The organism is Nocardia sp. NPDC059229 (assembly GCF_042754165.1).
Taxonomy (GTDB): domain Bacteria; phylum Actinomycetota; class Actinomycetes; order Mycobacteriales; family Mycobacteriaceae; genus Nocardia.
Window position 1 is genome coordinate 229,845 of record NZ_JBHZAK010000013.1, and the last position, 24,158, is coordinate 254,002.

Annotated in this window: 22 protein-coding genes and 1 tRNA gene; 11 read left to right on the plus strand and 12 right to left on the minus strand. The window is 68.7% G+C overall.

The annotated features are described in order from the left end of the window. Window positions 1-91: 91 nt before the first annotated feature. The gene (locus tag ACFXHE_RS28115; protein WP_379387451.1) at window positions 92-757 is read right to left on the minus strand and encodes a lysophospholipid acyltransferase family protein; all 666 of its coding nucleotides are present in this window, start codon (window positions 755-757) and stop codon (window positions 92-94) included. A 97-nt stretch (window positions 758-854) separates the two neighbouring features. Between ACFXHE_RS28115 and ACFXHE_RS28120 the strand changes: the two genes are divergently transcribed. Next, the gene (locus ACFXHE_RS28120; protein WP_379387452.1) at window positions 855-1,424 is read left to right on the plus strand and encodes a TetR/AcrR family transcriptional regulator; all 570 of its coding nucleotides are present in this window, start codon (window positions 855-857) and stop codon (window positions 1,422-1,424) included. Window positions 1,425-1,522: 98 nt separating this feature from the next. Further along, window positions 1,523-3,142 carry a peptide chain release factor 3 gene (locus ACFXHE_RS28125; protein WP_379387453.1) on the plus strand — a complete coding sequence of 540 codons (1,620 nt, stop codon included), beginning with the start codon at window positions 1,523-1,525 and terminating at the stop codon, window positions 3,140-3,142. 29 nt (window positions 3,143-3,171) lie between these two features. Here the strand turns inward: ACFXHE_RS28125 and ACFXHE_RS28130 are convergent, their stop codons facing one another. The 3 genes from ACFXHE_RS28130 to ACFXHE_RS28140 form a co-directional block, all read right to left on the minus strand. Then, complete coding sequence (locus ACFXHE_RS28130; RefSeq protein ID WP_379387454.1) at window positions 3,172-4,818, minus strand: fatty acyl-AMP ligase; 1,647 nt, start codon at window positions 4,816-4,818, stop codon at window positions 3,172-3,174. 87 nt (window positions 4,819-4,905) lie between these two features. Beyond that, a complete protein-coding gene (locus ACFXHE_RS28135) occupies window positions 4,906-6,093 on the minus strand; it encodes an aminotransferase class V-fold PLP-dependent enzyme (RefSeq protein WP_379387455.1) in 1,188 nt (395 codons plus the stop codon). Between the two features lie 47 nt (window positions 6,094-6,140). Then, complete coding sequence (locus ACFXHE_RS28140; protein WP_379387456.1) at window positions 6,141-6,683, minus strand: TetR/AcrR family transcriptional regulator; 543 nt, start codon at window positions 6,681-6,683, stop codon at window positions 6,141-6,143. Window positions 6,684-6,825: 142 nt separating this feature from the next. Between ACFXHE_RS28140 and ACFXHE_RS28145 the strand changes: the two genes are divergently transcribed. The 5 genes from ACFXHE_RS28145 to egtD all read left to right on the plus strand — a co-directional run bounded on the left by ACFXHE_RS28145 (window position 6,826) and on the right by egtD (window position 12,102). Then, window positions 6,826-7,287: an alcohol dehydrogenase catalytic domain-containing protein gene (locus ACFXHE_RS28145; RefSeq protein ID WP_379387457.1), complete on the plus strand. Its 462-nt coding sequence runs from the start codon at window positions 6,826-6,828 to the stop codon at window positions 7,285-7,287. Window positions 7,288-7,422: 135 nt separating this feature from the next. Continuing rightward, window positions 7,423-8,715, plus strand: coding sequence for an ergothioneine biosynthesis glutamate--cysteine ligase EgtA (gene egtA / locus ACFXHE_RS28150; protein WP_379387458.1), 1,293 nt, complete (start codon window positions 7,423-7,425; stop codon window positions 8,713-8,715). Continuing rightward, a complete protein-coding gene (gene egtB / locus ACFXHE_RS28155; protein ID WP_379387459.1) occupies window positions 8,712-10,055 on the plus strand; it encodes an ergothioneine biosynthesis protein EgtB in 1,344 nt (447 codons plus the stop codon). The genes egtA and egtB overlap by 4 nt, the downstream gene beginning before the upstream one ends. Then, entirely contained in the window at window positions 10,055-11,134 is a 1,080-nt protein-coding gene (locus ACFXHE_RS28160) for an ergothioneine biosynthesis protein EgtC (RefSeq protein ID WP_379387460.1), read from the plus strand. Before egtB ends, ACFXHE_RS28160 begins: the two co-directional genes overlap by 1 nt. Then, complete coding sequence (gene egtD / locus ACFXHE_RS28165) at window positions 11,131-12,102, plus strand: L-histidine N(alpha)-methyltransferase (RefSeq protein WP_379387461.1); 972 nt, start codon at window positions 11,131-11,133, stop codon at window positions 12,100-12,102. Before ACFXHE_RS28160 ends, egtD begins: the two co-directional genes overlap by 4 nt. A 35-nt stretch (window positions 12,103-12,137) precedes the next feature. Here the strand turns inward: egtD and ACFXHE_RS28170 are convergent, their stop codons facing one another. From ACFXHE_RS28170 to ACFXHE_RS28195, 6 genes are all read right to left on the minus strand, one after another. Continuing rightward, window positions 12,138-12,776 (minus strand): DUF2461 domain-containing protein, encoded by a 639-nt coding sequence (locus ACFXHE_RS28170; protein WP_379387462.1) that lies wholly within the window; start codon window positions 12,774-12,776, stop codon window positions 12,138-12,140. Between the two features lies 1 nt (window position 12,777). Beyond that, entirely contained in the window at window positions 12,778-13,518 is a 741-nt protein-coding gene (locus tag ACFXHE_RS28175; protein ID WP_379387463.1) for a hypothetical protein, read from the minus strand. 68 nt (window positions 13,519-13,586) lie between these two features. Next, a complete protein-coding gene (locus ACFXHE_RS28180; protein ID WP_379387464.1) occupies window positions 13,587-13,919 on the minus strand; it encodes a hypothetical protein in 333 nt (110 codons plus the stop codon). 179 nt (window positions 13,920-14,098) lie between these two features. Further along, window positions 14,099-15,079: a ribose-phosphate diphosphokinase gene (locus tag ACFXHE_RS28185; RefSeq protein ID WP_379387465.1), complete on the minus strand. Its 981-nt coding sequence runs from the start codon at window positions 15,077-15,079 to the stop codon at window positions 14,099-14,101. Continuing rightward, window positions 15,076-16,578 carry a bifunctional UDP-N-acetylglucosamine diphosphorylase/glucosamine-1-phosphate N-acetyltransferase GlmU gene (gene glmU, locus ACFXHE_RS28190; RefSeq protein WP_379387466.1) on the minus strand — a complete coding sequence of 501 codons (1,503 nt, stop codon included), beginning with the start codon at window positions 16,576-16,578 and terminating at the stop codon, window positions 15,076-15,078. The genes ACFXHE_RS28185 and glmU overlap by 4 nt, the downstream gene beginning before the upstream one ends. Window positions 16,579-16,701: 123 nt before the next feature. Next, window positions 16,702-16,772, minus strand: a tRNA-Gln gene (locus ACFXHE_RS28195). Window positions 16,773-16,978: 206 nt separating this feature from the next. Here ACFXHE_RS28195 and ACFXHE_RS28200 point away from each other — a divergent pair. Together ACFXHE_RS28200 and ACFXHE_RS28205 are read left to right on the plus strand one after the other, a co-directional pair. Beyond that, window positions 16,979-17,593 (plus strand): TetR/AcrR family transcriptional regulator, encoded by a 615-nt coding sequence (locus ACFXHE_RS28200; protein ID WP_354836545.1) that lies wholly within the window; start codon window positions 16,979-16,981, stop codon window positions 17,591-17,593. Between the two features lie 229 nt (window positions 17,594-17,822). Beyond that, window positions 17,823-18,470 carry a TetR family transcriptional regulator gene (locus ACFXHE_RS28205; RefSeq protein ID WP_379387467.1) on the plus strand — a complete coding sequence of 216 codons (648 nt, stop codon included), beginning with the start codon at window positions 17,823-17,825 and terminating at the stop codon, window positions 18,468-18,470. Between the two features lie 90 nt (window positions 18,471-18,560). Here the strand turns inward: ACFXHE_RS28205 and ACFXHE_RS28210 are convergent, their stop codons facing one another. Next, entirely contained in the window at window positions 18,561-19,283 is a 723-nt protein-coding gene (locus tag ACFXHE_RS28210) for a hypothetical protein (protein ID WP_379387468.1), read from the minus strand. A gap of 42 nt (window positions 19,284-19,325) precedes the next feature. Here ACFXHE_RS28210 and ACFXHE_RS28215 point away from each other — a divergent pair, with 42 nt between their 5' ends. Further along, window positions 19,326-19,730, plus strand: a complete 405-nt coding sequence (locus tag ACFXHE_RS28215; protein WP_379387469.1) for a hypothetical protein — start codon at window positions 19,326-19,328, stop codon at window positions 19,728-19,730. 153 nt (window positions 19,731-19,883) lie between these two features. On the opposite strand, the gene ACFXHE_RS28220 is transcribed toward ACFXHE_RS28215, so the two are convergent. Continuing rightward, window positions 19,884-20,276: a DUF1801 domain-containing protein gene (locus tag ACFXHE_RS28220; RefSeq protein ID WP_379387470.1), complete on the minus strand. Its 393-nt coding sequence runs from the start codon at window positions 20,274-20,276 to the stop codon at window positions 19,884-19,886. Window positions 20,277-20,402: 126 nt separating this feature from the next. On the opposite strand from ACFXHE_RS28220, the gene mfd reads away from it, so the two are divergent. Then, window positions 20,403-24,020: a transcription-repair coupling factor gene (gene mfd, locus ACFXHE_RS28225; RefSeq protein WP_379387471.1), complete on the plus strand. Its 3,618-nt coding sequence runs from the start codon at window positions 20,403-20,405 to the stop codon at window positions 24,018-24,020. Window positions 24,021-24,158: the final 138 nt, after the last annotated feature.

Below are 24,158 nucleotides of genomic sequence, written 5' to 3' on the forward strand. Positions count from 1 at the left end.
GCTGACGGCCGGTTGCCCGGAACCCGCGCGGGGGTCCGGGCAACCGGCCGTTCTGTTTACCGGGCCGTCTCGATATACCCGGCCCTATCGATTACGCGGCGTCTGCGGCCTTGAACGTGGCCGCGTAGCAATCGACATACGGGCGGCCGGAGCGGCGCACGATATCCGCCATGAGCTCGTCGGTGGCCTGGCGCACGGCCGGCGGATCGGCGGGCGGGATATAGCGCGGGTGGCCGAAGGAGATGCCCACCTTGGCCGGGCGCAGGAGACGCCGATTGCGCGGATTGACCCGATCGGTGCCGGAGAGTGCGACCGGGATGACGGGAGCGCCGGTCTCCATGGCCACCCGGACCGCGCCGGTGCGTCCCCGGTAGACGCGGCCGTCGGGTGAGCGGGTCCCCTCCGGGTGAATGCCCCAGATGCCGCCCGACCTGAGAATGCGGACCGCGGCGGCCAGTGAATCCGATCCCGCGGTGCCGCCGCTGCGATCCACCGGCACCTGGCCGGTGGCGTTCATGACGAAGCGATTGATGCGGCCGCGGAAGCCGCTCCCGGTGAAGTACTCCTGCTTGGCGATGAAGGTGACCCTGCGGCGCAGCACCAGGCACAGGTAGAACGAGTCCACCACGGCCAGATGGTTCGCCGCGATGATCACCGGGCCGTCCTTCGGAACATGGTGCAGCCCTTCGATCTTCGGTCGCCCGAGGAGTCGCAGCACCGGCCCCACCAATACCTGCTTCAGTAGCCAGTACCACATGGAAAGCCTCCCGAATCGTGGCCGTAGACAATGTCTACTCACTGTTCCTACCGGACCGGAGTAGACACTGTCTACCCTTATCGGCAGAATGTGACGCATGACTTCGCTCGAGCCGCTGCGGGAACGCCTGGTGACCGCGGGTGTCGCCCTGCTCGAGGAGGTCGGCTCCGGCGAGCTCGGCCTCCGCGCCATCGCCCGTGAGGCGGGGGTCTCGCACGGCGCCCCCCGGCGGTATTTCCCCACCCACAGTGCCCTGCTGGCCGCGATCGCCGCGCGTGGCTACGCCGATCTGCGGACCGAAATCGATGCGGTGCAGGGCGATACGGCGCCGGCGCGGGTGCGGCGCAGCTGCCTGGCCTACATCGGTTTCGCGGCCGCGCGGCCGGAGATGTTCACCCTCATGTTCCGCCACGACCTGCTGGAGGGCGCGGGTGAGAACCTGCGGGCGAACTCGACACTGCCCATGTTCGCAAGCTGGCGGGCGCTGGTCGCCGAGTGCGTGCGCGACGGCGCGGACGAGCGGGCCCTGAGCCTGTGGACCCAGCTGCACGGCATCGCGGTGGTGGTCGCGAATCGCAGTATCGAGGCGATCGCGCCGGGGGCCGATATCGAAGCGCTGGTCGCGCAGGCTGTCGCCCGGCACCTCGCAGGGCAAACCGGCGAATAGCGTGCCGGACCCGGACGGCGCTGGACCGGCCGGTCGGGCAGAGGGGCCGGTCACGTACCCTGGGGCGGTTGCCTCGTCTGCACAAAAAGGAGTCCCCCGTGAGTTCCCCGACTGCCCCCTCAGCTACCGCCGGTCGGCTGGCCGACGAGGCGGCGCGGCGGCGCACCTTCGCGGTGATCTCCCACCCGGACGCGGGTAAATCGACGCTCACCGAGGCGCTGGCGCTGCACGCCAAGATGATCTCCGAGGCGGGCGCGATCCACGGCAAGGCCGGCCGCCGGTCCACCGTCTCCGACTGGATGGAGATGGAGAAGGCGCGCGGTATCTCCGTCAGCTCCACGGCCCTGCAGTTCGAGTACGGCGACTGCGTCATCAACCTGGTGGACACCCCCGGCCACTCCGACTTCTCGGAGGACACCTACCGCGTGCTCACCGCGGTGGACGCGGCGGTCATGCTCATCGATGCCGCCAAGGGCCTGGAACCGCAGACGCTCAAGCTCTTTCAGGTCGCGCGCGATCGCGGCATCCCGGTCATCACCGTCATCAACAAGTGGGACCGCCCGGGCCAGGCGCCGCTGGAACTGCTGGACGAGATCGTCGAGCGCATCGGCCTGACCCCCACCCCGCTGTTCCTCCCCGTCGGCATCGCCGGCGACTTCCGCGGCCTGCTGCGCCGCGGCGAGGAGGGCACGCCCACCGAGTACATCCACTTCACCCGCACCGCGGGCGGCGCGACCATCGCCCCCGAGGAGCACTTCACGCCCGAGCAGGCCGCCGAGCGCGAGGGCGATGTGTGGGCCACCGCCGCCGAGGAGAGCGAACTGCTCTCGGCCGCAGGGCAGGACCACGATCAGGAACTGTTCCTGGCCGGGCACACCTCGCCGGTCATCTATGCCTCCGCCATGCTGAACTTCGGTGTGCGCCAGCTGCTCGACACGCTCGTCGAGCTCGCGCCACCGCCGCGCGGCCGCAAGGACGTCAAGGGCAATCCGCGCGATACCACCGCGCCGTTCAGCGCCGTCATCTTCAAGGTGCAGGCGGGCATGGACACCGCGCACCGCGACCGGCTGGCGTTCATGCGCATCGTGTCCGGTGAGTTCGAGCGCGGCATGGTGGTGACCCATGCGCAGACCGGGCGGCCCTTCGCCACCAAGTACGCGCTGACGGTGTTCGGCCGCGAGCGCACCACCGTCGACACCGCCTACCCGGGCGATGTGGTCGGTCTGGTCAACGCCACCGCGCTGGCTCCCGGGCACACCCTGTTCGTGGACAAGAAGGTCGAGTTCCCGCCGATCCCGTCCTTCGCGCCGGAGCACTTCGCGACGCTGCGGGCGCAGACCGCGGGCAAGTACAAGCAGTTCCGCAAGGCCATCGACCAGCTCGACTCCGAGGGCGTGGTGCAGGTGCTGCGCAATGACGCCCGCGGTGACCAGTCGCCGGTGCTGGCCGCGGTCGGTCCCATGCAGTTCGAAGTCGTCACGGCCCGAATGCAATCCGAGTTCAATGTCGAGACACAGCTCGACCACCTGCCGTACCAGCTGGCCCGGCGCACCGACGCGGAATCGGCGGAGGAACTGAACCGTCAGCGCGGCGTCGAGGTCTTCACCCGCACCGACGGCGCGCTGCTCGCGCTGTTCAGCGACAAGTGGCGGTTGCAGTACATCACCAAGGAGATGCCGAAGCTGACCCTCGAACTACTGGTCGCCGGAACGGAATAGCCGGTGCCGCGACCCACCCCCGGGCTGGTTCAGCCGAGGTAGGTGGCGGTGGCCGAGCGCCGGAGCTTGCCGGAGGAGGTCTTGGGCAGCGCGCCCGGGCCGAGAACGGTCACGCTGCGAGGCCGGACCCCGACCTCGGAGACGACCGCGTGCACGATGTCGTGCTCGATGCGGTGGACCTCCTCGGGATTCTGGTGATCGTTGGATTCGACCACGACGGCGAAGCTTTCGCGTTTCTGCCCGGCGTCGAGGCGCACCGCCACCGCGTTGCCGGGGCGAACTCCCTTGACGCGCAGGGCCGCTCGCTCGACGTCGGTGGGGAAGATATTGCGGCCCGCCATGATGATGACGTCCTTGATGCGGCCGCACACCACCACCAGGCCGTCGTCGGTGAAGTAGCCGAGGTCGCCGGTGTCGAGCCAGCCCTGCGGGTCCTGCGCGCCGCGGAAGCCGTCCACCGTGAGGTAGCCGGATGTGACTGCGGGGCCGCGTAATTCGATGACGCCGACGCTGCGCACCGGGAGGGGCCGGCGCTCGGCGTCCACGATCCGGCCCTCGAGGTTGTCGACCAGGTAGCCGAGGGTCGGCAGACGGCGTACGCCGCCGTGATGGTGTTCCGGATCGCGGATGGGGACGGCCTTGCCGAGGGCCTCCAGCAGGTCGGCGTCGACGACGTCGAGGACCTGGCCGAGGCCCGGATCGGGGATGGAGACCGCGAGGGTGGTCTCGGCCATGCCGTAGACGGGGGTGAGGGCCATGGGGTTGAGGCCGAAGCGTTTTCCGGCCTCGCCGAGGGCGTCCATGGTGTCGGCCTCGACGGGTTCCGCGCCGTTCCACATGTAGCGGACGCTGCTCAGATCGACCGACCCGTCGGCCGCGTTGCGCAATCGGCGGGCCAGCAGCGAATACGCGAAATTTGGTGCGGCGGTGACGGTTCCGCGATACTTCGAGATCAACTCGGCCCACAGGATGGGGCGGGTCAGGAAGTCGAGCGGGGTCACGCACACCACTTCCGCGCCGAATTGCATGGGCACGCTGAGGAATCCGACCATGCCCATGTCGTGGAACAGCGGCAGCCAGCTGATCATCACGTCGTCGTCGAGCTGGAATTTCACCCGATCGAACATGGCGTGGGCGTTGACGAAGAAGTTGCCGTGCGTGATCTGCACCGCCTTGGGCGACCCGGTGGATCCGGATGTCAACTGCTGCAGGGCGATATCGTCCTCGCCGGTCGGCACCGGCTCGATCGGCTCACCTGTGCGCATGGCCGCGATGGTCACCACCGCGATACCGCGTTCGCGCAGCAGCGGTTCCGCGATCTCGAACGGCGCGCCCAGAATGACGGCCCGCGCCTGGATCATGCCCAGCACGGTCTCGGTGTCGTGCGCCCACACCTGCAGATCGGTGCGCGGGGTCGGCTGATGCAGCATGGTGATCGAGGCGCCGCGCATCCACACCGCCTGGCAGGCGGGCGCGATGTCCACCGGCATGCCGGCCAGCACGCCCACCGCGTCGCCCGGGCCGATCCCGGCGGCGGCCAGGCCGCCGGCCATCCGGCGGGCGATGTCATGGATCAGGCCCCAGTCGTGCCGCACCGGCGCATCCGGTTCACCGGTCACCAGCCCTCTCCGGGAAACGCGGGCGGTGGCATACATTTCGTCGGTGAATCGGCTCACGATCGACTCCTCAAACGCCGAACCAGCACCTCAAATAATCCCGCGCCCGGTGCGCGCTGTTAAGCGTTTCGGAGTTTTGGGCGGCGGTCAGGCGAAGGTCCGGACCGCCCCGACGAAGCGATCCAGGTCCTGGTAGTCGACGAAGCAGTGCGGGGAGGCACGGACCACCGAGTTCAGTTCTCTGGCGGTCATATCGAGCAGCGTGGAGCCGCGGTGGCTGACCGTCACCGTGATGGCCTCGGCGGCCAGCCGATCGCGCACCTGGACCGGTTCCAGGCCGTCGACGGTGAAGGACACGATGCCCGCGTGCTGGATGCCCCGGTCGCGCACCTCGACGCCGGGAATCTCCTGCAGGGCCTTGCGCAGGTACTCGGCGCGTTCGGCGATCGCCGCGTACACCTGCGCCGGACCCAGGTCGAGCAGGTAGCGCACAGCCGCGCCCAGCGCGAGGCGGCTCGCGACCGAGCATTCCCAGAATTCGAAGCGACCGGCGTCGGGGGAGAGCACGTAGTCGTCGGGGGCGATCCACTCGGCGCTGTGCAGGTCGAGCCGGCCGGGCTCGAGACTCAGCGCCAGGTCGGGCCGCACATACAGAAATCCGGTGCCACGCGGGCCGCGCAGCCACTTGCGGCCGGTGGCGGACAGCGCGTCCACGTCGAGTTCGGCGACATCGAGGGGCAGCTGACCGGCCGACTGGCACGCGTCCAGCAGCGCCAGCGCACCGACCCGGTGTGCGATGCGGGCGGCCTCGGCGACCGGGTTCACCAGGCCGCCATTGGTCGGAACATGCACCAGCGACACCAGTTTCACGCGCTCGTCGATCATGGCGTCCAGAGCGTCGAGGTCGAGCTGGCCGCTGCCGTCGCTGGGTATGGCCTCCACGACCGCGCCGGTCTGCCGGGCGCGCTGCAGGGCGGCGATGGCATTGCTGCCGTAGTCCACGCCGGAGATCAGGATGCGGTCGCCGGGGCTCAGCGGGACCGAGTAGAAGAAGTCGCTCCAGGAGCGGCTGGCGCTGTCGCTGAGGGCCAGCGCGGCCGGGTCGGCATTGATCAGTTCGGCAATGGCCGTCTTGACGCCGTGCAGGTCGTCGATGCGCTCGTTGGCGGCGCGGTAGCCACCGATCTCGGCCTCGCGCCGCAGGTGGTCGATGGCGGTGTCGACGACGATCCGCGGGGGGAGCGAGGACCCCGCGCTGTCGAGAAAGACCTGATTCCGGCACCCCGGCGTGTCGGCGCGCAGACGGGCGATGTCCAGTGTGGCGTTGTCTCTCACACATTCGACCCTATCCACCGCGTCGAGCGCCCACCGGGGGAGCCGCGCTACCCCGTTGCGCCGCCTGCGGTTTCGAGCACCGCGCCGATCAGTGGCGCCGAGCGCTCGGCGAGCTCTGCGGGCGGGTACGGCCGGTCGTGGTCGAGCCACCACACGATGGATTGCATGAACATCGCCGACACGACGGCCGGCGCCAGGGCGTCACCGCCCTGCCCGGGCAGATGCTCGCTGACCATGGCCGCCAGCGCCGCACGCATGCGGTCGGCGAACCAGGGGCTGCCGCGTCGGCCCAGCAGCGCGCCGTACAACCGGTGATAGGCCTCGATGTGGGCGAGGAATTCCTGCCAGCGCTGCCCGGGCGGCCGATCGCAGCCGGCCGCGGTCAGCTCGGCGAACGCCTCGTCGAAGATCTGCTCGACCAGCTGGTATTTGTCGCGATAGTTCCGGTAGAACGCGGCCCTGCTGATCATCGCGCGGGCGGTGAGCTCACCGACGGTGACGCGGTCGAATCCCCGCTCCTCGATCAGGTCCACCAGGGCCTCGCGCAGCAATGCGCGGGTGCGGCGGACCCGCAGATTCGGCTGAGACACTTTCGACTCCTTGTCTCGGTCGGGACATACCGGCTCGGTTGATCCTTGTGCGGGGACCGACCGGATTCGGAGACTGGACGAGTTGATTCAAACGAGACAGATTGTCTCACTTCGGATTCAGTGTGCGGGAAGGGGCGCGGCCATGCGAGCTGTGCAGGCGGATCGATTCGGTGCACCGGAGGTGCTCGGCCTCACGGAGGTCCCGGAGCCGGAACCGAGTGCGGGCCAGGTCAAGATCGCGGTCCGGTCGGCGAGCGTGATCTACGGGGACGTCATCGTCCGGTCGGGCCGATATCCCCGGCCCCTGCCCTGGATTCCCGGCATCGAGGTCGCCGGGGAGGTCGTGCGAATCGGCCCGGAGGTGGACGAATCCCTGCTCGGCGCGACGGTCGTCGCGACCACGGCCGGGCCGCTCGGGATCGTCTTCCGCAAATCCGACGCCGAGCAGCGCGGTGATGCCGAATGGGCATTGGCCGCGGCGGGCCGCGGTGAGCTGAGGCCCCGGATCCATGCCCGCCATCCGCTGGGACGGGCCGCAGATGCCCACCGTGAGCTGGAGGAACGTCGCAATGTCGGGGCCATTGTGCTCTCGGTGGGGCAATGACAGCGGCGGTCGGGAATCGGCTGTTCCTCTGCAGGCGTTCTCCATTTCGTCAGATTTCTTGTCACAGTCGCTCGCTACTCTTGTTTGGGTCGCCGTGCGATCCCCGGCGGCGACCGCATCAGACGGAGGTTGGCAATGGCTGTCACGGCGTCACCGACCGATGTGCTGCACAGTGGCCTGGCCGAATCGGACCCGGGCGGCGAATTCACGTCACGCGCCGCCGCCGAGGCTTATGTCGGAAAAGTCTGTTTCAAACAGGGCCCACCGCTGCTCATCGGCGCCGAACTGGAGTGGCTCACCGCGCAGGGTGAATTTTCGGCGACCAACTCGCGTCCGGACCTCAGGGTCCTCGCGGACGCTCTCGGACCACATGCGCCACGGTCCATTTCCCCCGATTCCCCGGCCGTTCCGTTGCCGGGAGGCAGCCGGGTCACCCTCGAACCCGGCGGTCAGATCGAACTGTCCAGTGCCCCGTTCGGCACCGCCGCCGAACTGTGCGAGCGCTTGCGGGCAGACACGATACGCTTGCGGGAGCTGCTCGAATCCCGCGAAATCCGAACTATTTCCGCCGCCGCCGACGCAACTCGGCGGCCGCTTCGTGTGCTGCAGCTCCCGCGCTACCGGGCGATGGAGCGATCCTTCGCCGGCATCGGCCCGTTCGGTGCGCTCATGATGTGCAATACCGCCGCCGCCCAGGTGAGCGTCGACGCGGGCGCGAATCGCGCCGAGATCGCCGCCCGCTGGCAGGTCCTGCACGCCGTGGGTCCCGCCCTGCTGGCCGCTTTCGCCTGCTCACCCAGGCTGCACGCCGCCCCGCCCGGCGACTGGGCCTCCCAGCGCATGCGGGCCTGGCAGCGGCTCGACCCGCTCCGCACCCGGCCGCCCGTGCACGACTGGGCCGACCCGATCACCGGGTACGCGCGCTGGGCGCTGGACGTGCCACTGCTGTGCGTGCGGTCGCCGGACCCGCAGGCCGGTGACTGGTCGGCCCCGCCCGGGGCCACCTTCGCCGACTGGCTGTGCGGGGCGCTGGACGAGGAGATCGGCCGCCGCCCGGACCGGGCGGATCTGGACTATCACCTCACCACCCTGTTCCCGCCGGTCCGCGCGGCCGGGCACCTCGAGGTCCGCTACCTCGACGCGCAGCCTGGCGACGGGTGGTCGGTGCCGGTGCATGCCATCGACGCGCTGCTGTCCGATCCTGGAACCATCACGGAGGCAACGGCTCTGGCCGCCTCCACCGCGGATCTCTGGTCCGAATCCGCCCGCCGCGGGCTGGCCGACGCGGAGCTGCGGGCAGCCGCGGTCGCCCTGCTCGACCTGGCCACCGCGCATGCCGCCACTCCCGAGGCGGCCAAGGAATTGGCTGCCGCCGCCGACCGATGTCGCAGCGGCCGCACACCGACAGAATCGGAAGTTCTCTCATGACTGTTCAGCATCTGCCGGGATCGGATCGGGCGGAGACCGAGGCGTTGCGCGGGCGGATCGCGGACGCGCTCGAGCGGGCGCGCCGGCGGACCATCGGACTGACCGAGTGCATCGACGAGGCCGAACTGGTCGCGCAGCACTCGCGACTGATGAGCCCGCTGGTCTGGGATCTCGCACACATCGGCAACCAGGAGGAACTCTGGCTGGTACGCGATGTGGGCGGGCGGGAACCCGTGCGGCAGGACATCGATCACCTCTACGACGCCTTCCGGCACGCCCGGGCGGACCGGCCCGCGCTGCCGCTGCTGGATCCGGCGCAGGCCCGCGACTATGTCGGCACCGTGCGGGACAAGGTGTGGGATGTGCTGGACCGCAGCCCCTTACGCGGTAATGACCTGGTCCACGACGGCTTCGCCTTCGGCATGATCGCCCAGCACGAGCAGCAGCACGACGAGACCATGCTCGCCACCCACCAGCTGCGGACCGGAGACGCGGTGCTGTCCGCCCCGCCCACCCCCGCCGCGCGGGTGGCGGTCACCGGTGAAGTCGTCGTTCCCGCAGGCGAATTCATCATGGGCACCGACTCCGATCCCTGGGCCCTGGACAACGAGCGGCCCGCGCACCCGGTGCACGTCGACGCCTTCGCCATCGACGCCGCGCCCATCACCAACGAGCAGTACCTGGCCTTCGTCGACGACGGCGGCTACGAGCGGCCCGAGCTGTGGTCCGAGCGCGGCTGGGCGCACCGCGTGGAGGCCGGGCTGACCGCGCCCCAGTTCTGGGAGCAGGACGCCGGAGGCCGTTGGTGGCGCCGGGTTTTCGGCACCATGCAGCCGCTGCGCGCCCACCAGCCGGTGGTGCACGTCTGCTGGTTCGAGGCCGAGGCCTATGCCAACTGGGCGGGCAAGCGCCTGCCCACCGAGGCGGAATGGGAGAAGGCCGCCCGCTTCGATCCGGCCACCGGCCGCTCCCGCCGATACCCCTGGGGCGATATCGATCCCACCGATGCCCTGGCGAATCTCGGCCAGCACCACCTGGAACCGGCCGATGTCGGGGCCTACCCCGCGGGGGCGTCCCCGGCCGGTGTCCATCAGCTGATCGGCGACGTCTGGGAGTGGACCACTTCGGGTTTCGAGGCCTACCCGGGCTTCCGCGCCTTCCCGTACCGGGAATACTCCGAGGTCTTCTTCGGCGGCGACTACCGGGTCCTGCGCGGTGGTTCCTTCGGTGCCGACCAGGTCGCCTCCCGCGGCACCTTCCGCAATTGGGATCACCCGATCCGCCGCCAGATCTTCGCCGGCTTCCGCCTCGCCCGGGACCTGAGATCGGACGAGCGCTGATGTGCCGTCACCTCGCCTACCTGGGCCCACCCACCCCGGTAGGGGTGCTCCTGACCCGGGGCCCGAATTCCCTGCGCACCCAATCCTGGGCCCCGCGCGACATGCGTGGCGGCGGCACCATCAACGCCGACGGTTTCGGCGTCGCCTGGTGGCACCACCCCGATGCCGCCGCTCCCGACCACGGACCCGGCGTCATCTGGCACGGCGGTACGGCGGCGGATATCCGGGCTGCGGCGGAAACCGTCGGCGCTCAGGCGGATCAGGCCGGATCCGGTGCCGCGGGGGCGGATCCGGTGGTCAGCCGGTATCGCAATGCGGCCCCGATCTGGACGGATCCGGCGGTCGACGAGGTATTGCCGCAGATTCGGTCCGGAGCAGTACTGGCCGCAATCCGTTCCGCCACAGTGGGAATGCCGGTGGAGCGAGCAGCCTGCGCCCCGTTCACACACGGCCGCTGGGCCTTCAGCCACAACGGCGCGATCCCCGACTGGCGGCGAGCGCTGAGTGCGGTTGCCGCCGAATTCGATTCGCCACCGCTCCTGGAGGCAGAGTCCCTGACCGACTCTGCCGCACTATGGGTGATCCTGCGCGGACTGCTCGACGGTGGTGGCGACACCACTGCGGGCGTCGAGCATTCGGGCATCGGCGAATCGCGGAGTTTCGGCGCGACGGTGACGTCCCGGTCGTCGATCAGTGTCACCTCGGCTTCCGGTGCAGCGCCGGAGGTTCGGACCTGGCGGTCGGCCACGGCCTCGGACGGCTCGGCCGGCGCGGCGTTCCATGGTGCGGGGGCGAGAGATCCGGAGGAGGTATTGCGGCTGGTGATGGCGGCGGTGCTGGCGCGGTCGCCCCGCGCGCGGTTGAACTTGCTGGTGGGGGACGGGGCGGGGATTTGGGGGACGACGTGGCATCACTCTTTGTCGGTGTTGGAGACCGACGGGTTCGTGTTGGTGGCCTCGGAACCGTTCGATGACGATCCGCGGTGGCGGCCGATTGCCGATCGGCAGCTGCTGAGCGTGCGGGACGGGCGGGTGTCGGTGGAACCACTGGATATCGAGATCGGAAAGGCTGGCTCATGACTGCGGCTACGCTGGAAATTCATCTGACCGACGAGGATTTGACGACCGCGCTGCGCGCGGACGTGCGACAGGGGCTGACCGCGGAACCGAAGTGGTTGCCGCCCAAGTGGTTCTACGACGCACGCGGCAGCGAGCTGTTCGAGAAGATCACCGAACTGCCCGAGTACTACCCGACCCGCACCGAGCGGACCCTGCTGGAACGGGTGGTCGGCGAGATCGCGCGGACTGCGCAGGCCGAGGTGCTGGTCGAGCTCGGCGCGGGCTCGGCGGCCAAGACCCGGCTGTTGCTCAACGCACTGAAGGCGGAGGGCCCGCTGAAGAGCTATGTGCCGCAGGATGTCTCGGTCTCGGCGCTGCGGATGGCGGCGGACGAGGTGGCCGCGGAGTTCCCCGGCCTGGGCGTGCACGGCGTGGTCAGTGATTTCACCGCCACCCTCGACAACCTGCCTGGCGGCGGCCGCCGCATGGTCGCCTTCCTGGGCGGCACCATCGGCAACCTGATCCCCGCCGAGCGCGCCGAATTCCTCGGTGGCATCCGGGATGTCCTGGAACCGGGCGAGCAGCTGCTGCTCGGCGCGGGCCTGGTCATCGACCCGGCGGTGCTGGTCCCCGCCTATGACGACGCCGCGGGTGTCACCGCGGAATTCAATCGCAATGTGCTGCATGTCCTGAACAGCCGGCTGGGCGCGAACTTCGAACCGGAGAAGTTCAGGCACGTCGCGATCTGGGACGCCGAGCGGGAGTGGATCGAAATGCGCCTCGAGGCCACCGAGGCCATGACGGTCGGCATCCCGGACCTGGACCTGACCGTCGATTTCGCGGCGGGCGAGCAGCTGCGCACCGAGATCTCCGCCAAGTTCCGCCGTGAGGTCCTCGAAAGCGAGCTGGACGCAGCCGGTTTCACCACCGAGCGGATGTGGACCGATCCCGCCGAGCGGTTCGCCCTGGTGCTCGCGGAGCGCAGGTAGGCACGATGCTTGCGTAGGTGCGCGGGCGGTGGCGGCTACTTCTGCGCCGTCACCGCCGCCAGCCACTCGATGAGCGGCCGCATCTCCTCCCACGCCGCCCGGACCTCCCGGGCGGCGCGCGGGGTGCTCAGCCACTTGGGTGCGCCGAAATCTCTTCCAGCGGTGAGGGATTTGTGCCGCAGCAGCTCGATGCGCGGGTGATCGATGTCGTAGCCCTTGGGTTTGGTCGCCAGCTTGTCCCCGCCGATCTGGTATCCGGCCGAGACGAGCTGTGCGATCAGCCCTTCCAGCTCCGTCCCGCGCACCTCGTCGTCGATGGCGACCCGCAATGCGGCCAGCTGGGCGGTCTCGGCGGCGTACATGCCGCCCCCGACCCGCAGTCCGGCCGCGCTGATCTGGACGTACCAGCCGGAGTACTGCGCGCTGTACACCACCGCGCCCTGATGGTTCTTGTAGGGCGACTTGTCCTTGGCGAAGCGCACATCCCGGTACGGCCGGAAGATCTTGGCCTCGCCGAAGTCCGGTTCCAGCTCGGCGACAAGGGCTTTCATCGGATCCCGGACGGACTTCTCCCATACCTGCTTGTGGGCGTTCCAGAAGGTCTTGCTGTTGTCGGCTTCCAGATCCTCGTAGAAGTCGAGTCCGGCGAGCGGGAATCCGGTGAATGCGGTCATGTCAATTAGTGTTCGGCATGACCCCGGAGCCGTAGATCGCGACCCCGATGATGATGCCCAGCACCAGCGCCACCCCGGAGGCGACCGCGGCCCACTTGCCCAGCGGCTCGCCCTTGCTGTGCCCGATCACGCCGAGCACGATGCCCGCGATGCCGAACAGCGGCGGACAGAAGATGAGTGCGATGACCGCGCAGACGAATCCGATGATCGAGAAGGTCTGCGGTCCGCTGCGCGGCGGCGGCGCACCGAAATTCGCGCCACCGGGATAGGGCTGGTACGGCTGACCGTACGGCTGCTGCTGGCCGTAGGGCTGCTGACCGGGTCCGAACTGCTGCGGGTACGGCGGCTGCGCACCCCGGGGGTAAGAAGGCTGCGAACCCTGAGGGTAGGAAGCGTTCGGGTAGGGCGGAAACCCGCCGCCCGGATACGCGGCCGGTGGCTGATCGCCCTGTGGCGGGTAGCCGTACGCCCCGCCGGCCGGGTACTGCGGCTGGGCCGGTGGAGGCTCGGACTGCGCGGCCGGGTTGAACTGTGTGGGGTCGGGCTGACCGGGAGGCGGGGGAGTGCCCGGGATGTACCGGAAGGTGATGTCGTCCGCGGGCGGTTCGTCGGTGGGCCGAGCGCCCGAGGCGTCCTCTGGCGTGTCCGCCGCTGGCGTGTCGGATTCCTTCTTGAACATGTCGGCCGGTCCGGTGCCGGATTCGTCCGACGGCTTGCCGGGCTCGTGCGGCGGCGTGCTCATCGCGCCCTCCTCGATCGTGGTGTGCGTCTTCAGGGATATCCCTCTGCGGCCCGTGCTACGCAACAGTCCTAATCGCCGAGTTCCTCCACGATGTCCATGGCGGCGACCTCCGCGGGCCGGTCGTCCTCGGCCATGAACTCCTCGCGCTGCCGCCGGCGGCTCCACTCCTGGTCGAGTTCGGCTCCGATGCCGAGCCTGCCGTGGTCGTCGTTCTCGCGATCGCGGATGACGAGGTCCTCGGGCGGATCGGTGATGAACCGCGTGTACTCGCGGATCTCGTCCTCCTGATCGTCGTCGCCGAGGTCGTAGTCGAGGTTGTCGACATCGCTGTCGAAGACCTGATCGGTGTCGAAGATCTCGTCCATGACGCGGGCATCGTCCTCGTCGGGCCGGCCGGCCATTCGGCACCACCTCTCCGCGCAATCAGCGCACCAGTAGCAACCCTGAGTTCGATCCAACGCTACCGCTTACCTTCAGAAACGGACATCCATTGCCATCCCCATTTCACGCAAGAGCACCCCTCCCGTGCAGTGGGAGGGGTGCTCTTGCGTGTGTCTATCGGGCTGAGCTACGCAGCCGGTTATGCGTTCCCGTTGAAAAGACCTGTGACGGAACCGTTTTCGAAGACCTCGCGGATGGTCTGTGCCAGCAGCGGGGCGATCGACAGCACGGTCAGCGTCGGGAACTTCTTGGCCTCGTCGATCGGCAGGGTGTTGGTCACCACGACCTCCTTGGCCCCGCTGCTGGCGAGACGCTCGGCGGCCGGGTCGGACAGGATGCCGTGGGTGGCGGCGATGACCACGTCGCCCGCGCCGGCCTGCTTGAGCACCTTGACCGCGCCGGCGATGGTGCCACCGGTGTCGATCATGTCGTCGATCAGGATGCAGGTGCGGCCCTCGACCTCACCGACCACGCGGTTGGAGACGGTCTGGTTGGGGACCAGCGGGTCGCGGGTCTTGTGGATGAACGCCATCGGCGCGTCCGCGAGCGAGTTGGCCCACTTCTCGGCGACCTTCACGCGGCCGGCGTCGGGGGAGACGACCGTGATGTTGGACAGGTCGTAGTTGTTGCGGATGTGCTCGGCCAGCTGCACCTGCGCGTGCATGTGATCGACCGGGCCGTCGAAGAAGCCCTGGATCTGATCGGTGTGCAGGTCGATGGTGATGATGCGGTCCGCGCCCGCGGTCTTGAGCAGGTCCGCGATCAGGCGGGCCGAGATGGGCTCGCGGCCGCGGTGCTTCTTGTCCTGACGGGCGTAGGGGTAGAAGGGCAGCACCGAGGTGATGCGCTTGGCCGAACCGCGCTTGAGCGCGTCGATCATGATCAGGTGCTCCATGACCCACTGGTTCAGCGGGGCCGGGAAGCTCTGCAGCACGAAAGCGTCGGAGCCGCGCACCGATTCCTCGAACCGGACGAAGGTCTCACCGTTTGCGAAGTCGCGCGCGGTCTGGGGAGTGACGTGAACGTTGAGTTCCTTGGCCACCGCCTCGGCGAGCTCAGGATGAGCGCGCCCCGAGAACAGCATCAGATTCTTCTGGTTATCGGTAGAGAACGCGGTCACTGACGTTCGCCATCCTTTTGCTCGTTGGATATCTCGGTGGTTCCCGGCGGATCCGGGAGAGCCGCGAGCGCCGCTTCGGCCGCGCGGGCTGCATCGGTGCCGGGGCGATTGCGCTGCACCCAGCCTTCAATGTTGCGTTGTGCTCCACCCGACACCGCGAGCGCTCCCGGGGGAACGCTTCTGCGCAGTACAGTACCCGCCGCCGAATACGCGCCGTCACCCACGGTGACCGGCGCGACGAACATGGTGTCGCTGCCCGTGCGCACGTGCGAGCCGACCGTGGTGTGGTGCTTCTTGACCCCGTCGTAATTGACGAAAACGCTGGACGCGCCGATATTGCTGTATTCGCCGATGGTGGCGTCGCCGACATAGGTGAGGTGCGGGACCTTGGAGTGCGCGCCGATGGTGGCGTTCTTGGTCTCGACGAAGCCGCCGATCTTGCCCTCCGCGCCGAGCGAGGTGCCGGGCCGCAGATAGGCGAAGGGGCCGACGCTCGCGCCCGGGCCGATGCTCGACTTCTCGCCGTGCGTGCGCACCACCTTGGCGCCGTCGCCGACGGTCACGTCGGTGAGCGTGCAGTCCGGTCCGATCTCGGCGTCCTCGCCGATCACGGTGTCGCCCAACAGTTGTACGCCCGGCCGGATGACGGAGTCGCGGCCGATCACCACATTGCCGTCGATCCAGGTGCTGCCCGGATCGATGATGGTGACCCCGGCGCGCATGTGCCGTTCCAGGATGTAGCGGTTGAGGGTGCGGGCCGCGCCGGCCAGCTGCACCCGATCGTTCACGCCGGTGACCTTGGCGGAATCGATCAGCCGCGCGCCGTGCACCGGATGTCCGGCCTCACGGGCCAGCTTGAGCACGTCGGTGAGGTACAGCTCGTGGCGGGCGTTGGCGGTATCGATGCGCGAGATCATGATTCGCAGCACGGCCGCGTCGAAGACGTAGACGCCGGAGTTGACCTCGGTGATGGCCGCCTGCGCCGGGCTGGCGTCGGCGTGCTCGACGATCTCCAGCACGTGACCCTGTGCGTCGCGCACGATGCGGCCGTAGCCGTTCGGGTCCTCGGGCTCGAAAGTCAGTACGGTGACTGCGGATCCGTCGGAGTAGCTGCGGTGCTCGTCGAGCAGCGCGTGCAGGGTGTGCCCGTCCAGCAGTGGCACGTCGGCGTAGGTGACGAGGACGTCGCCGTCGAAGTTCTCCGGCAGCGAGGTGAGCGCGCACTGCACGGCGTGCCCGGTACCGCGCTGTTCCTCCTGCACCGCCAGGGTGATCTGGCGGCCCAGTTCGGCTCCCACCTTGCCGACCGCGTCGCCGACCTGTTCGCGATCGTGACCGATCACGGTGATGAGCGCCGTCGGGTCGATCTCGTGCGCGGCATGCAGCGCGTGGGCGAGCATGCTCCGACCGGCGAGCGGGTGCAACACCTTGGGTGTCTTGGACCGCATTCGGGTTCCGGCTCCGGCGGCGAGAACGACGACGGCGGTCTGCTGTGGCATGGATCTCCCTCGGCTGCCGGTCATCGTGTGCTGAGTCAGGTTGTGCTGGGCCACAGTGGGTCGGCACCCACAGCGTGGTCAGCGATTTTGTGCGGGGCCCACCATATCGACCCTGCTCGTGAGCTCCGCCGCCAGGACTCGAACCTGGACAAACTGAACCAAAATCAGTTGTGCTGCCATTACACCACGGCGGATTGGCGCTTCATGCGGGTCTGATCCTCGCATGAAGTACGCCTCTACGTCGAACCGCTTACATAGATTCGAACGTGTCTGTCGATAGGCTACGTACGAATGCGCGGCGGCCCATGGCCCCGCACCCCCTGCAAAGGTGCTCGGGGGCAGGGTGAAAGGGCAGGTGGCGATGACGACGGGCGAGGGCTCCAAGCCGGCGCGGCCGCGCATGACCGGCACCCAGCGCCGCCAGCAGCTCATCGAGATCGGCCGGGCGCTGTTCGCGGAGCGGGGATATGACGCCACCTCGATCGAGGAGATCGCGGCGCGGGCCCAGGTGTCGAAACCGGTGGTGTACGAGCACTTCGGCGGCAAGGAGGGGCTCTACGCCGTGGTGGTCGACCGGGAGATGTCGACGCTGCTGGAGATGATCACCTCCTCGCTCACCCAGAACCGTTCGCGGGTGCGGCTCGAGCAGGTGGCGCTGGCGTTGCTCACCTATATGGAGGAGCGCACCGACGGTTTCCGGATTCTCATGCGGGATCAGCCGGTGTCGGCCGCGGAGGGCACCTACTCGAGTCTGCTGAACGAGGCCGTGAATCAGGTGGCGCACATTCTGGCCGGGGATTTCGAGCGCCGCGGGCTGGACCCGACGCTGGCGACGCTGTACGGGCAGGCGCTGGTGGGAATGGTTGCGACGGCGGCGACCTGGTGGCTGGACGAGCGCCAGCCATCCAAGGAAGTGGTGGCCGCGCACCTGGTGAACCTGTGCTGGAACGGCCTCACTCATTTGGAGGCGGAACCCCAGCTGGCGTCGGAATGGCCGAGCGGCAAGGGGTTATAGAACCCGGCGGTTTGAATTCAGGTCTGATATGTCTGTCCTAGCGGGGCAGAACTGGACAGTTAACCAGCGAATTGCGAAGGAGGACGGGTCGAATGCTCGAATCGACTGGCAGCACGCAGCCGGGTGGTACGGTTCACCCATCCTTCGAGTGCTGTTCGAACTGTGATGTCGGTCAACTTCGGGATATCGGTCTACTTCAGGATGGCTGGTTTGATGACAGGCGGCTCTGATGGCTAGGCAGGCGCGTGCGGAGATCACTCGCGATTCCGTGCTCGCGGGCGCGGCCGATGTCTTTCTGCGACTGGGCTACGCGAACGCGTCCCTGTCCGAGATCATCGCGCAGTCGAATGTGACCAAGGGCGCGTTGTACTTTCACTTCGGATCCAAGGAAGAACTGGCGCGCGCGGTCGTCGATCAGGGCAACGAGCGACTGGTCAGCGCATGCCAGGGATTCTTCGATCCGCGGGTGCCGGCGCTGGAGGCGTGCATCGGGATCACCTATGTGGTCGCCGACCTCACCATGAACGATCCGATGGTGGGCGCGATGCTCAAACTGACCCACCAGATCGGCGACTACCGCGGCGCGACCGGCGACAATATCGCCAAGACCTGGGGCGAGACGCACCGTTTGCTCGCCGAACGCGCGATCACCCAGGGGGATCTCAAACCCGACCTGGATCCCGACACCATCGGCATGCTGCTGCAGGAGATGACCACCGGCGTCCATATCGTCGCGGTCAGCACCGAGTCCATCGATCAGATGGCGACCCGCATGGAGCGGGCCTGGTACTTCCTGCTGCCGAGCATCGTGCCCGAGGAGAAGGTCGCCTACTTCCGCGAATTCGCGGCTCGGCGCCTGCGTCGCTACGTGCAGTGAGACTGTGCACGGTGCAGTGAGGTGAGCACCGTGCAGTGCGTGTGAGCACGTAGCGAGCAGTGCTGCGACGCAGCGGGTTTCGCGAATCGGCTACTTGAGCCCCGCCTGCCACTTGGTGAGCGCCTTGCTGAACAGGCGGTTGGCCTCGTCGGCGTGGTAGTCGTTGACGTTGGCGTTGTAGTCGAAGTACCAGATCTTGCCGCCCGACCGGCAGACATAGTGCAGGCCGCGGGCCTGGCCGCCGCCGGCCGCCGTGGCGTCCATCTGGTAGCCGATGATCTCGTCGCCCACCGCCGGAATGTTCGAGATCTTCGTGTACACGATCTGCATGCCGTCGTAGATCACTGTCGGGCAGTTGTCGGAGGCGTCCTTCTCCTCGTCGAATTCGCTCTGGATCTCGGCGGGGGTGCGGAACGCGACCGTCGTCGACACCGCGGCGCCGCCGTAGCCGCCCTTCTGGCCGAACGCCGAGGTGGCCTTCGCCGCCGGTTTGGTCGCGGGCGGGGCGGCCTCCTTCTTCAGCTTCGCGGTGCAGTCCGGAGTCTCACCCGAGACCCGGGCCTCATCGGTGCCGTCGTTGGTCTGCTGCTCCTTCTTGGTGTCCTCGGTCCACCCGACCGGCAGGTCGTCGACCGCCAGTACCATCGCCGCCGGATCGCTCGTGCCCGCTCCGGTTTTGGTGGTGGCGGCCGCACTCGACGTCTCCGGGGACTGGGCCTGCGTGCCGCCCGAATCATCCGACCGGGTCGCCACCACGGCGATCACCGCACCCACGACCAGCACCGCGACTCCGGCCAGCGCCAGCAGGATCATCCGATTCCTGTTGCGCCCCATCGGTTGTGTGACCACCGGCGCTTGTGCGCCGAACTGACCCGGTGCGGCGAAGGGCTGCTGCCGCGCGAATTGTCCCTGCGGCGTACCGAACTGACCCTGAGGGGAGCTGAACTGGCCCTGCGGAGAACCGAACTGTGCCTGCGGGGAACCGAACTGCGCGTGTGGATCGAAGCCCGGTCCCTGCGGCGAACCGAACCCTGGTGGCGGGAACCCCGGCTGCGGAACATCGTGACCCGGTCCCGGGGCGAAGTGCTGGGGCTGTCCGAACTGCTGCTGTGGTTGCGCGAATTGCTGCTGCGACGGGAACTGGCCCTGCGGCGGAAACTGCGTCTGAGCCGGTTGCCCGTGCCACTGCTGGGTGGGTGCCCACTGACTGTCCGGCTGCGGTGGATTGCTGTGGTGATCCGGTTGCCCGCCGGAGGGTGACGCGGGTGGCGGTGTGGTCATGCTGTCCCCCTGGACCCGGGCGTTCTGGTCACGGCGGGTCGAGTCCCGGACCTCCTCCCCGCGGGGACCATTGTTATCACAGAGCCCCGACGCCGGTAGGTCGGCGAAATCGGCGGCAGAGCCCGGGACGGGCTACTCGCCCTCGAGTTTTCGCCGGCCGCCCGCGCGGTTGTTGGCGATGATCTGCCGGAACATGGCGAGAAGGGCTGGAGCATTGAGGGTTTCGCCCTCCGCCACGGCGATCATGCGGGCGGTCTTGTTGTCGTGACCGCCGGTGATGATGCCCTCGGGGTCGGGCACGATGGCCCCGTCGTAGAGGAAGATGTCGACCGCCTTCTTGGTGGCGAGCAGCGCGCAGATATTGCCGTCGAGCACGAAGTAGGGCCGGACCGTGCGTTTGATGGTCTCCTCGACCGCCGGGTCGGCCGCGTGCACCAGGTCGCGGACCTGGCCGCAGATGGCCTGTTGCCAGCCGGGCAGGGCGTCGATGTAGGCGTCCACCCGCGGATCGCGCGCATAGGACATTCCGCCATCCAAGCACGGCCGGGGCGCCCGGGGGCCAAGAAGCGTCTGCGTGCTGAAGCTGTCACGCCGGGTGACTAGACTCAGTTGGCTGTCTGAAACGCTGATCTGCGCCGAGGAGTCTGCCCCATGACCACCCAACGTCCACCTCTGGCGGGCCTGGCTGCGGTGGCCGGTGCCGATGCCGCGCTGGAGCAGGTCGCGAGCCTGATCGGTCGGGAGTCGGCGATGCTGGTCGCGCCGTCGGCGGTGCGGCCGTTCGTGGCCTCGACCATCGCCGGGCACCGCCCGCTGCTGGTGGTGACGGCCACCGGGCGGGAGGCCGACGATCTGGCCGTCGAGCTGACGGAGATGCTGGGGGACACGGTCGCACTGTTCCCGTCCTGGGAGACGCTGCCGCACGAGCGGCTCTCGCCGGGCGCGGACACCGTGGGCCGGCGGCTGCAGGTGCTGCGCCGATTGGCGCATCCGGAGGACCCGGGCTGCGCGGGTCCGCTGCGGGTGGTGGTCACCACGGTTCGCTCGCTCATGCAGCCGATGGCGGCGGGGCTCGGGGAGATCGAACCCATCGTGCTGCGCCGCGGCGCCGAGTTCGAATTCGACCAATTGCTCACGCGGCTGGTGGAATTCGCCTACGAGCGGGTCGACATGGTCGGCAAGCGCGGCGAGTTCGCGGTGCGCGGCGGCATTCTGGACGTCTTCCCGCCGACCGCGGATCATCCGGTGCGCGTGGAGTTCTGGGGCGACGAGGTCTCCGAGGTGCGCGCCTTCTCGGTGCAGGACCAGCGCTCGATCCACGAGGTGCCGATCGACCTGGTGGTCGCGCCGCCGTGCCGGGAACTGCTGCTCACCGACGCCCTGCGGGAACGCGCCGCCCAGGTGGCCGCCGAGAATCCGGCCGATGCCGCGCTGGTGGAGATGCTGGAGAAGATCTCCCAGGGCGTCCCGGTGGAGGGCATGGAGGCGCTGCTGCCGGTGCTGCAGCCCGGTGAGCTGCAACTGCTGGTGGACGCGCTGCCCGCGGAAACCCATGTGCTGCTGTGCGATCCGGAGAAGGTCCGCACCCGCGCCGCCGACCTGGTGCGCACCGGGCAGGAATTCCTGGAGGCGTCGTGGACGGCGGCCTCCTTCGGCGGGGCCGCCCCGCTGGGCGCGCACGGGCTGGACCTGGCAGCCTCCGGCTACCGGGGGCTGGATGTGGTGCACGCCGATGCCGAGCGGCGCGGCCTGCCCTGGTGGACGCTGAGCCCGCTGGCCGCCGACGATCCGAAGGAGATCGCGCTGCCGGTGCTGGCCGCCGCCTCGGCGCGCGGTTCGGAGGAGCTGGTCGCCACCATCTTCGCCTCGCTGCGCGCGCATGTCGCGACCGGCGGCCGCGCGGTCATCGTGGTGGCCGGACACGGTACGGCGCAACGCATTCTGGAACGGCTCGCCGATGCCGAGGTGCCCGCGGCGGCGCTGGAGGCCGGTGCCGAGCCGGTGCGCGGACTGGTCGGCGTGCTGTGCGGGTCGCTGCACGACGGCGTCGTGTTCGATGACGCCAAGCTGGTGGTGATCGCGGAATCCGATCTCACCGGCAACCGGGTCACCGCGCCCGGCGAGGGCAAGAAGCTGCCCGCGCGGCGGCGCAACCAGGTCGATCCGCTGGCGCTGACCGCCGGCGACATGGTGGTGCACGACCAGCACGGCATCGGCCGCTTCGTGGAGATGATCGAGCGGACCGTCGGCGGCGCGCGCCGCGAGTACCTGGTCATCGAGTACGCGCCCAGCAAGCGCGGCCAGCCGGGGGACCGGTTGTTCGTGCCGATGGACTCGCTGGATCAGCTGTCGCGCTATGTCGGCGGCGAGATGCCGTCGCTGTCCAAACTGGGCGGTTCCGACTGGGCCAATACGAAGCGCAAGGCGCGCAAGGCGGTTCGCGAGATCGCCACCGAGCTGGTGCAGCTCTATGCCGCCCGGCAGGCTGCGCCCGGCCACGCCTTCGGCGCGGACACGCCGTGGCAGCAGGAGATGGAGGACGCCTTCGCGTTCACCGAGACCGTCGATCAGCTCTCGGCCATCGCCGAGGTGAAGTCGGATATGGAGAAGGCGGTCCCGATGGACCGCGTGATCTGCGGTGACGTCGGCTACGGCAAGACCGAGATCGCGGTGCGCGCGGCCTTCAAGGCGGTGCAGGACGGCAAGCAGGTGGCCGTGCTGGTGCCGACCACGCTGCTGGCGCAACAGCATCTGCAGACCTTCACCGAGCGGATGGCCGGTTTCCCGGTGGTGGTGAAGGGCCTGTCCCGCTTCACCGATGCGGCCGAATCGCGGGAAATCCTGGAGGGCATGACCACCAAGGATGTCGACATCGTGGTGGGTACCCATCGTCTGCTGCAGACCGGGGTGCGCTGGAAGGACCTGGGCCTGGTCGTCATCGACGAGGAACAGCGGTTCGGCGTCGAGCACAAGGAGCACATCAAGGCGCTGCGCACTCACGTGGACGTTCTGACCATGTCCGCCACGCCGATTCCGCGCACGCTGGAGATGTCCCTCGCCGGCATTCGTGAGATGTCGACCATCCTCACCCCGCCGGAGGAGCGGCATCCGGTGCTCACCTATGTGGGCTCCTACAACGACAAGCAGGTGGCCGCGGCCATCCGCCGTGAGCTGCTGCGCGACGGCCAGGTGTTCTACGTGCACAACCGGGTGTCGTCGATCGACAAGGCGGCCAAGCGGATTCGCGACCTGGTGCCGGAGGCGCGAGTAGTGGTCGCGCACGGGCAGATGAACGAGGACATGCTCGAGAAGACCGTGCAGGGCTTCTGGGAGCGGGAATTCGATGTGCTGGTGTGTACCACCATCATCGAGACCGGTCTCGACATCTCCAATGCCAATACCCTGATCGTGGAACGCGCCGACGCCCTGGGCCTTTCGCAGCTGCACCAGCTGCGCGGGCGGGTCGGCCGCTCGCGGGAACGCGGCTACGCCTACTTCCTGTACCCGCCGGAGAAGCCGCTCACCGAGACCGCCTACGACCGGCTCGCGACCATCTCGCAGAACTCGGATCTGGGCGCGGGCATGGCGGTGGCCATGAAGGACCTCGAGATTCGCGGCGCGGGCAATGTGCTGGGCGCCGAGCAGTCCGGCCATGTCGCGGGTGTCGGCTTCGACCTGTACGTGCGCCTGGTCGGCGAGGCGGTGGAGGCCTACCGGGCCGCCGCCGACGGCCGCCCGATCTCGGTGGACGAGGAGGTCAAGGAGGTCCGCATCGACCTGCCGGTGGACGCCCACATTCCGCCCGACTACATCGCCTCCGACCGCCTGCGCCTGGAGGCGTACCGCAAACTCGCCGCCGCCCAGGACGATTCGGCGCTCTCGGCCGTGGTCGAGGAACTGGTGGACCGCTACGGCCCGCTACCCGTGGAGGTCGGCCGCCTGGTCTCGGTCGCCAAGCTGCGCCTGCTGGCCCGCGAGTACGCCATCGCCGAGATCGGCGTTACCGGAACCACTCTGAAGGTGTCGCCGCTGCAGCTCCCGGATTCCAAGCAACTGCGGCTGAAGCGGCTGTACCCCAACGCCACCTACCGCCCGGCGACCGGCATCGTCCAGTTGCCGCTGCCGCGCGTCGAGGACAGTGTCGGTGCGGCCCGCGTCCGTGATGTGCAGGTGCTCCAGTTCGTCGCGGACCTGCTGCTCGCCCTGGACGGAAAGGCCCCGGGCGCAGTGGATGTCAAGGTCGCAGCGGAGGTGCTGGCTCCCCGATGAGTTGTCCGACGAACGCAAGCCCGCCACGGGTGTTCGTGGGGCGGGCCGTCGCGCCGACGGCGTCGTGCGTCCGGTCCGCGGCTGCGGTGGCGTGATGAGTACCGGGAACGGCGCGGGAGCGGAGTCGGCCCGGCGGGG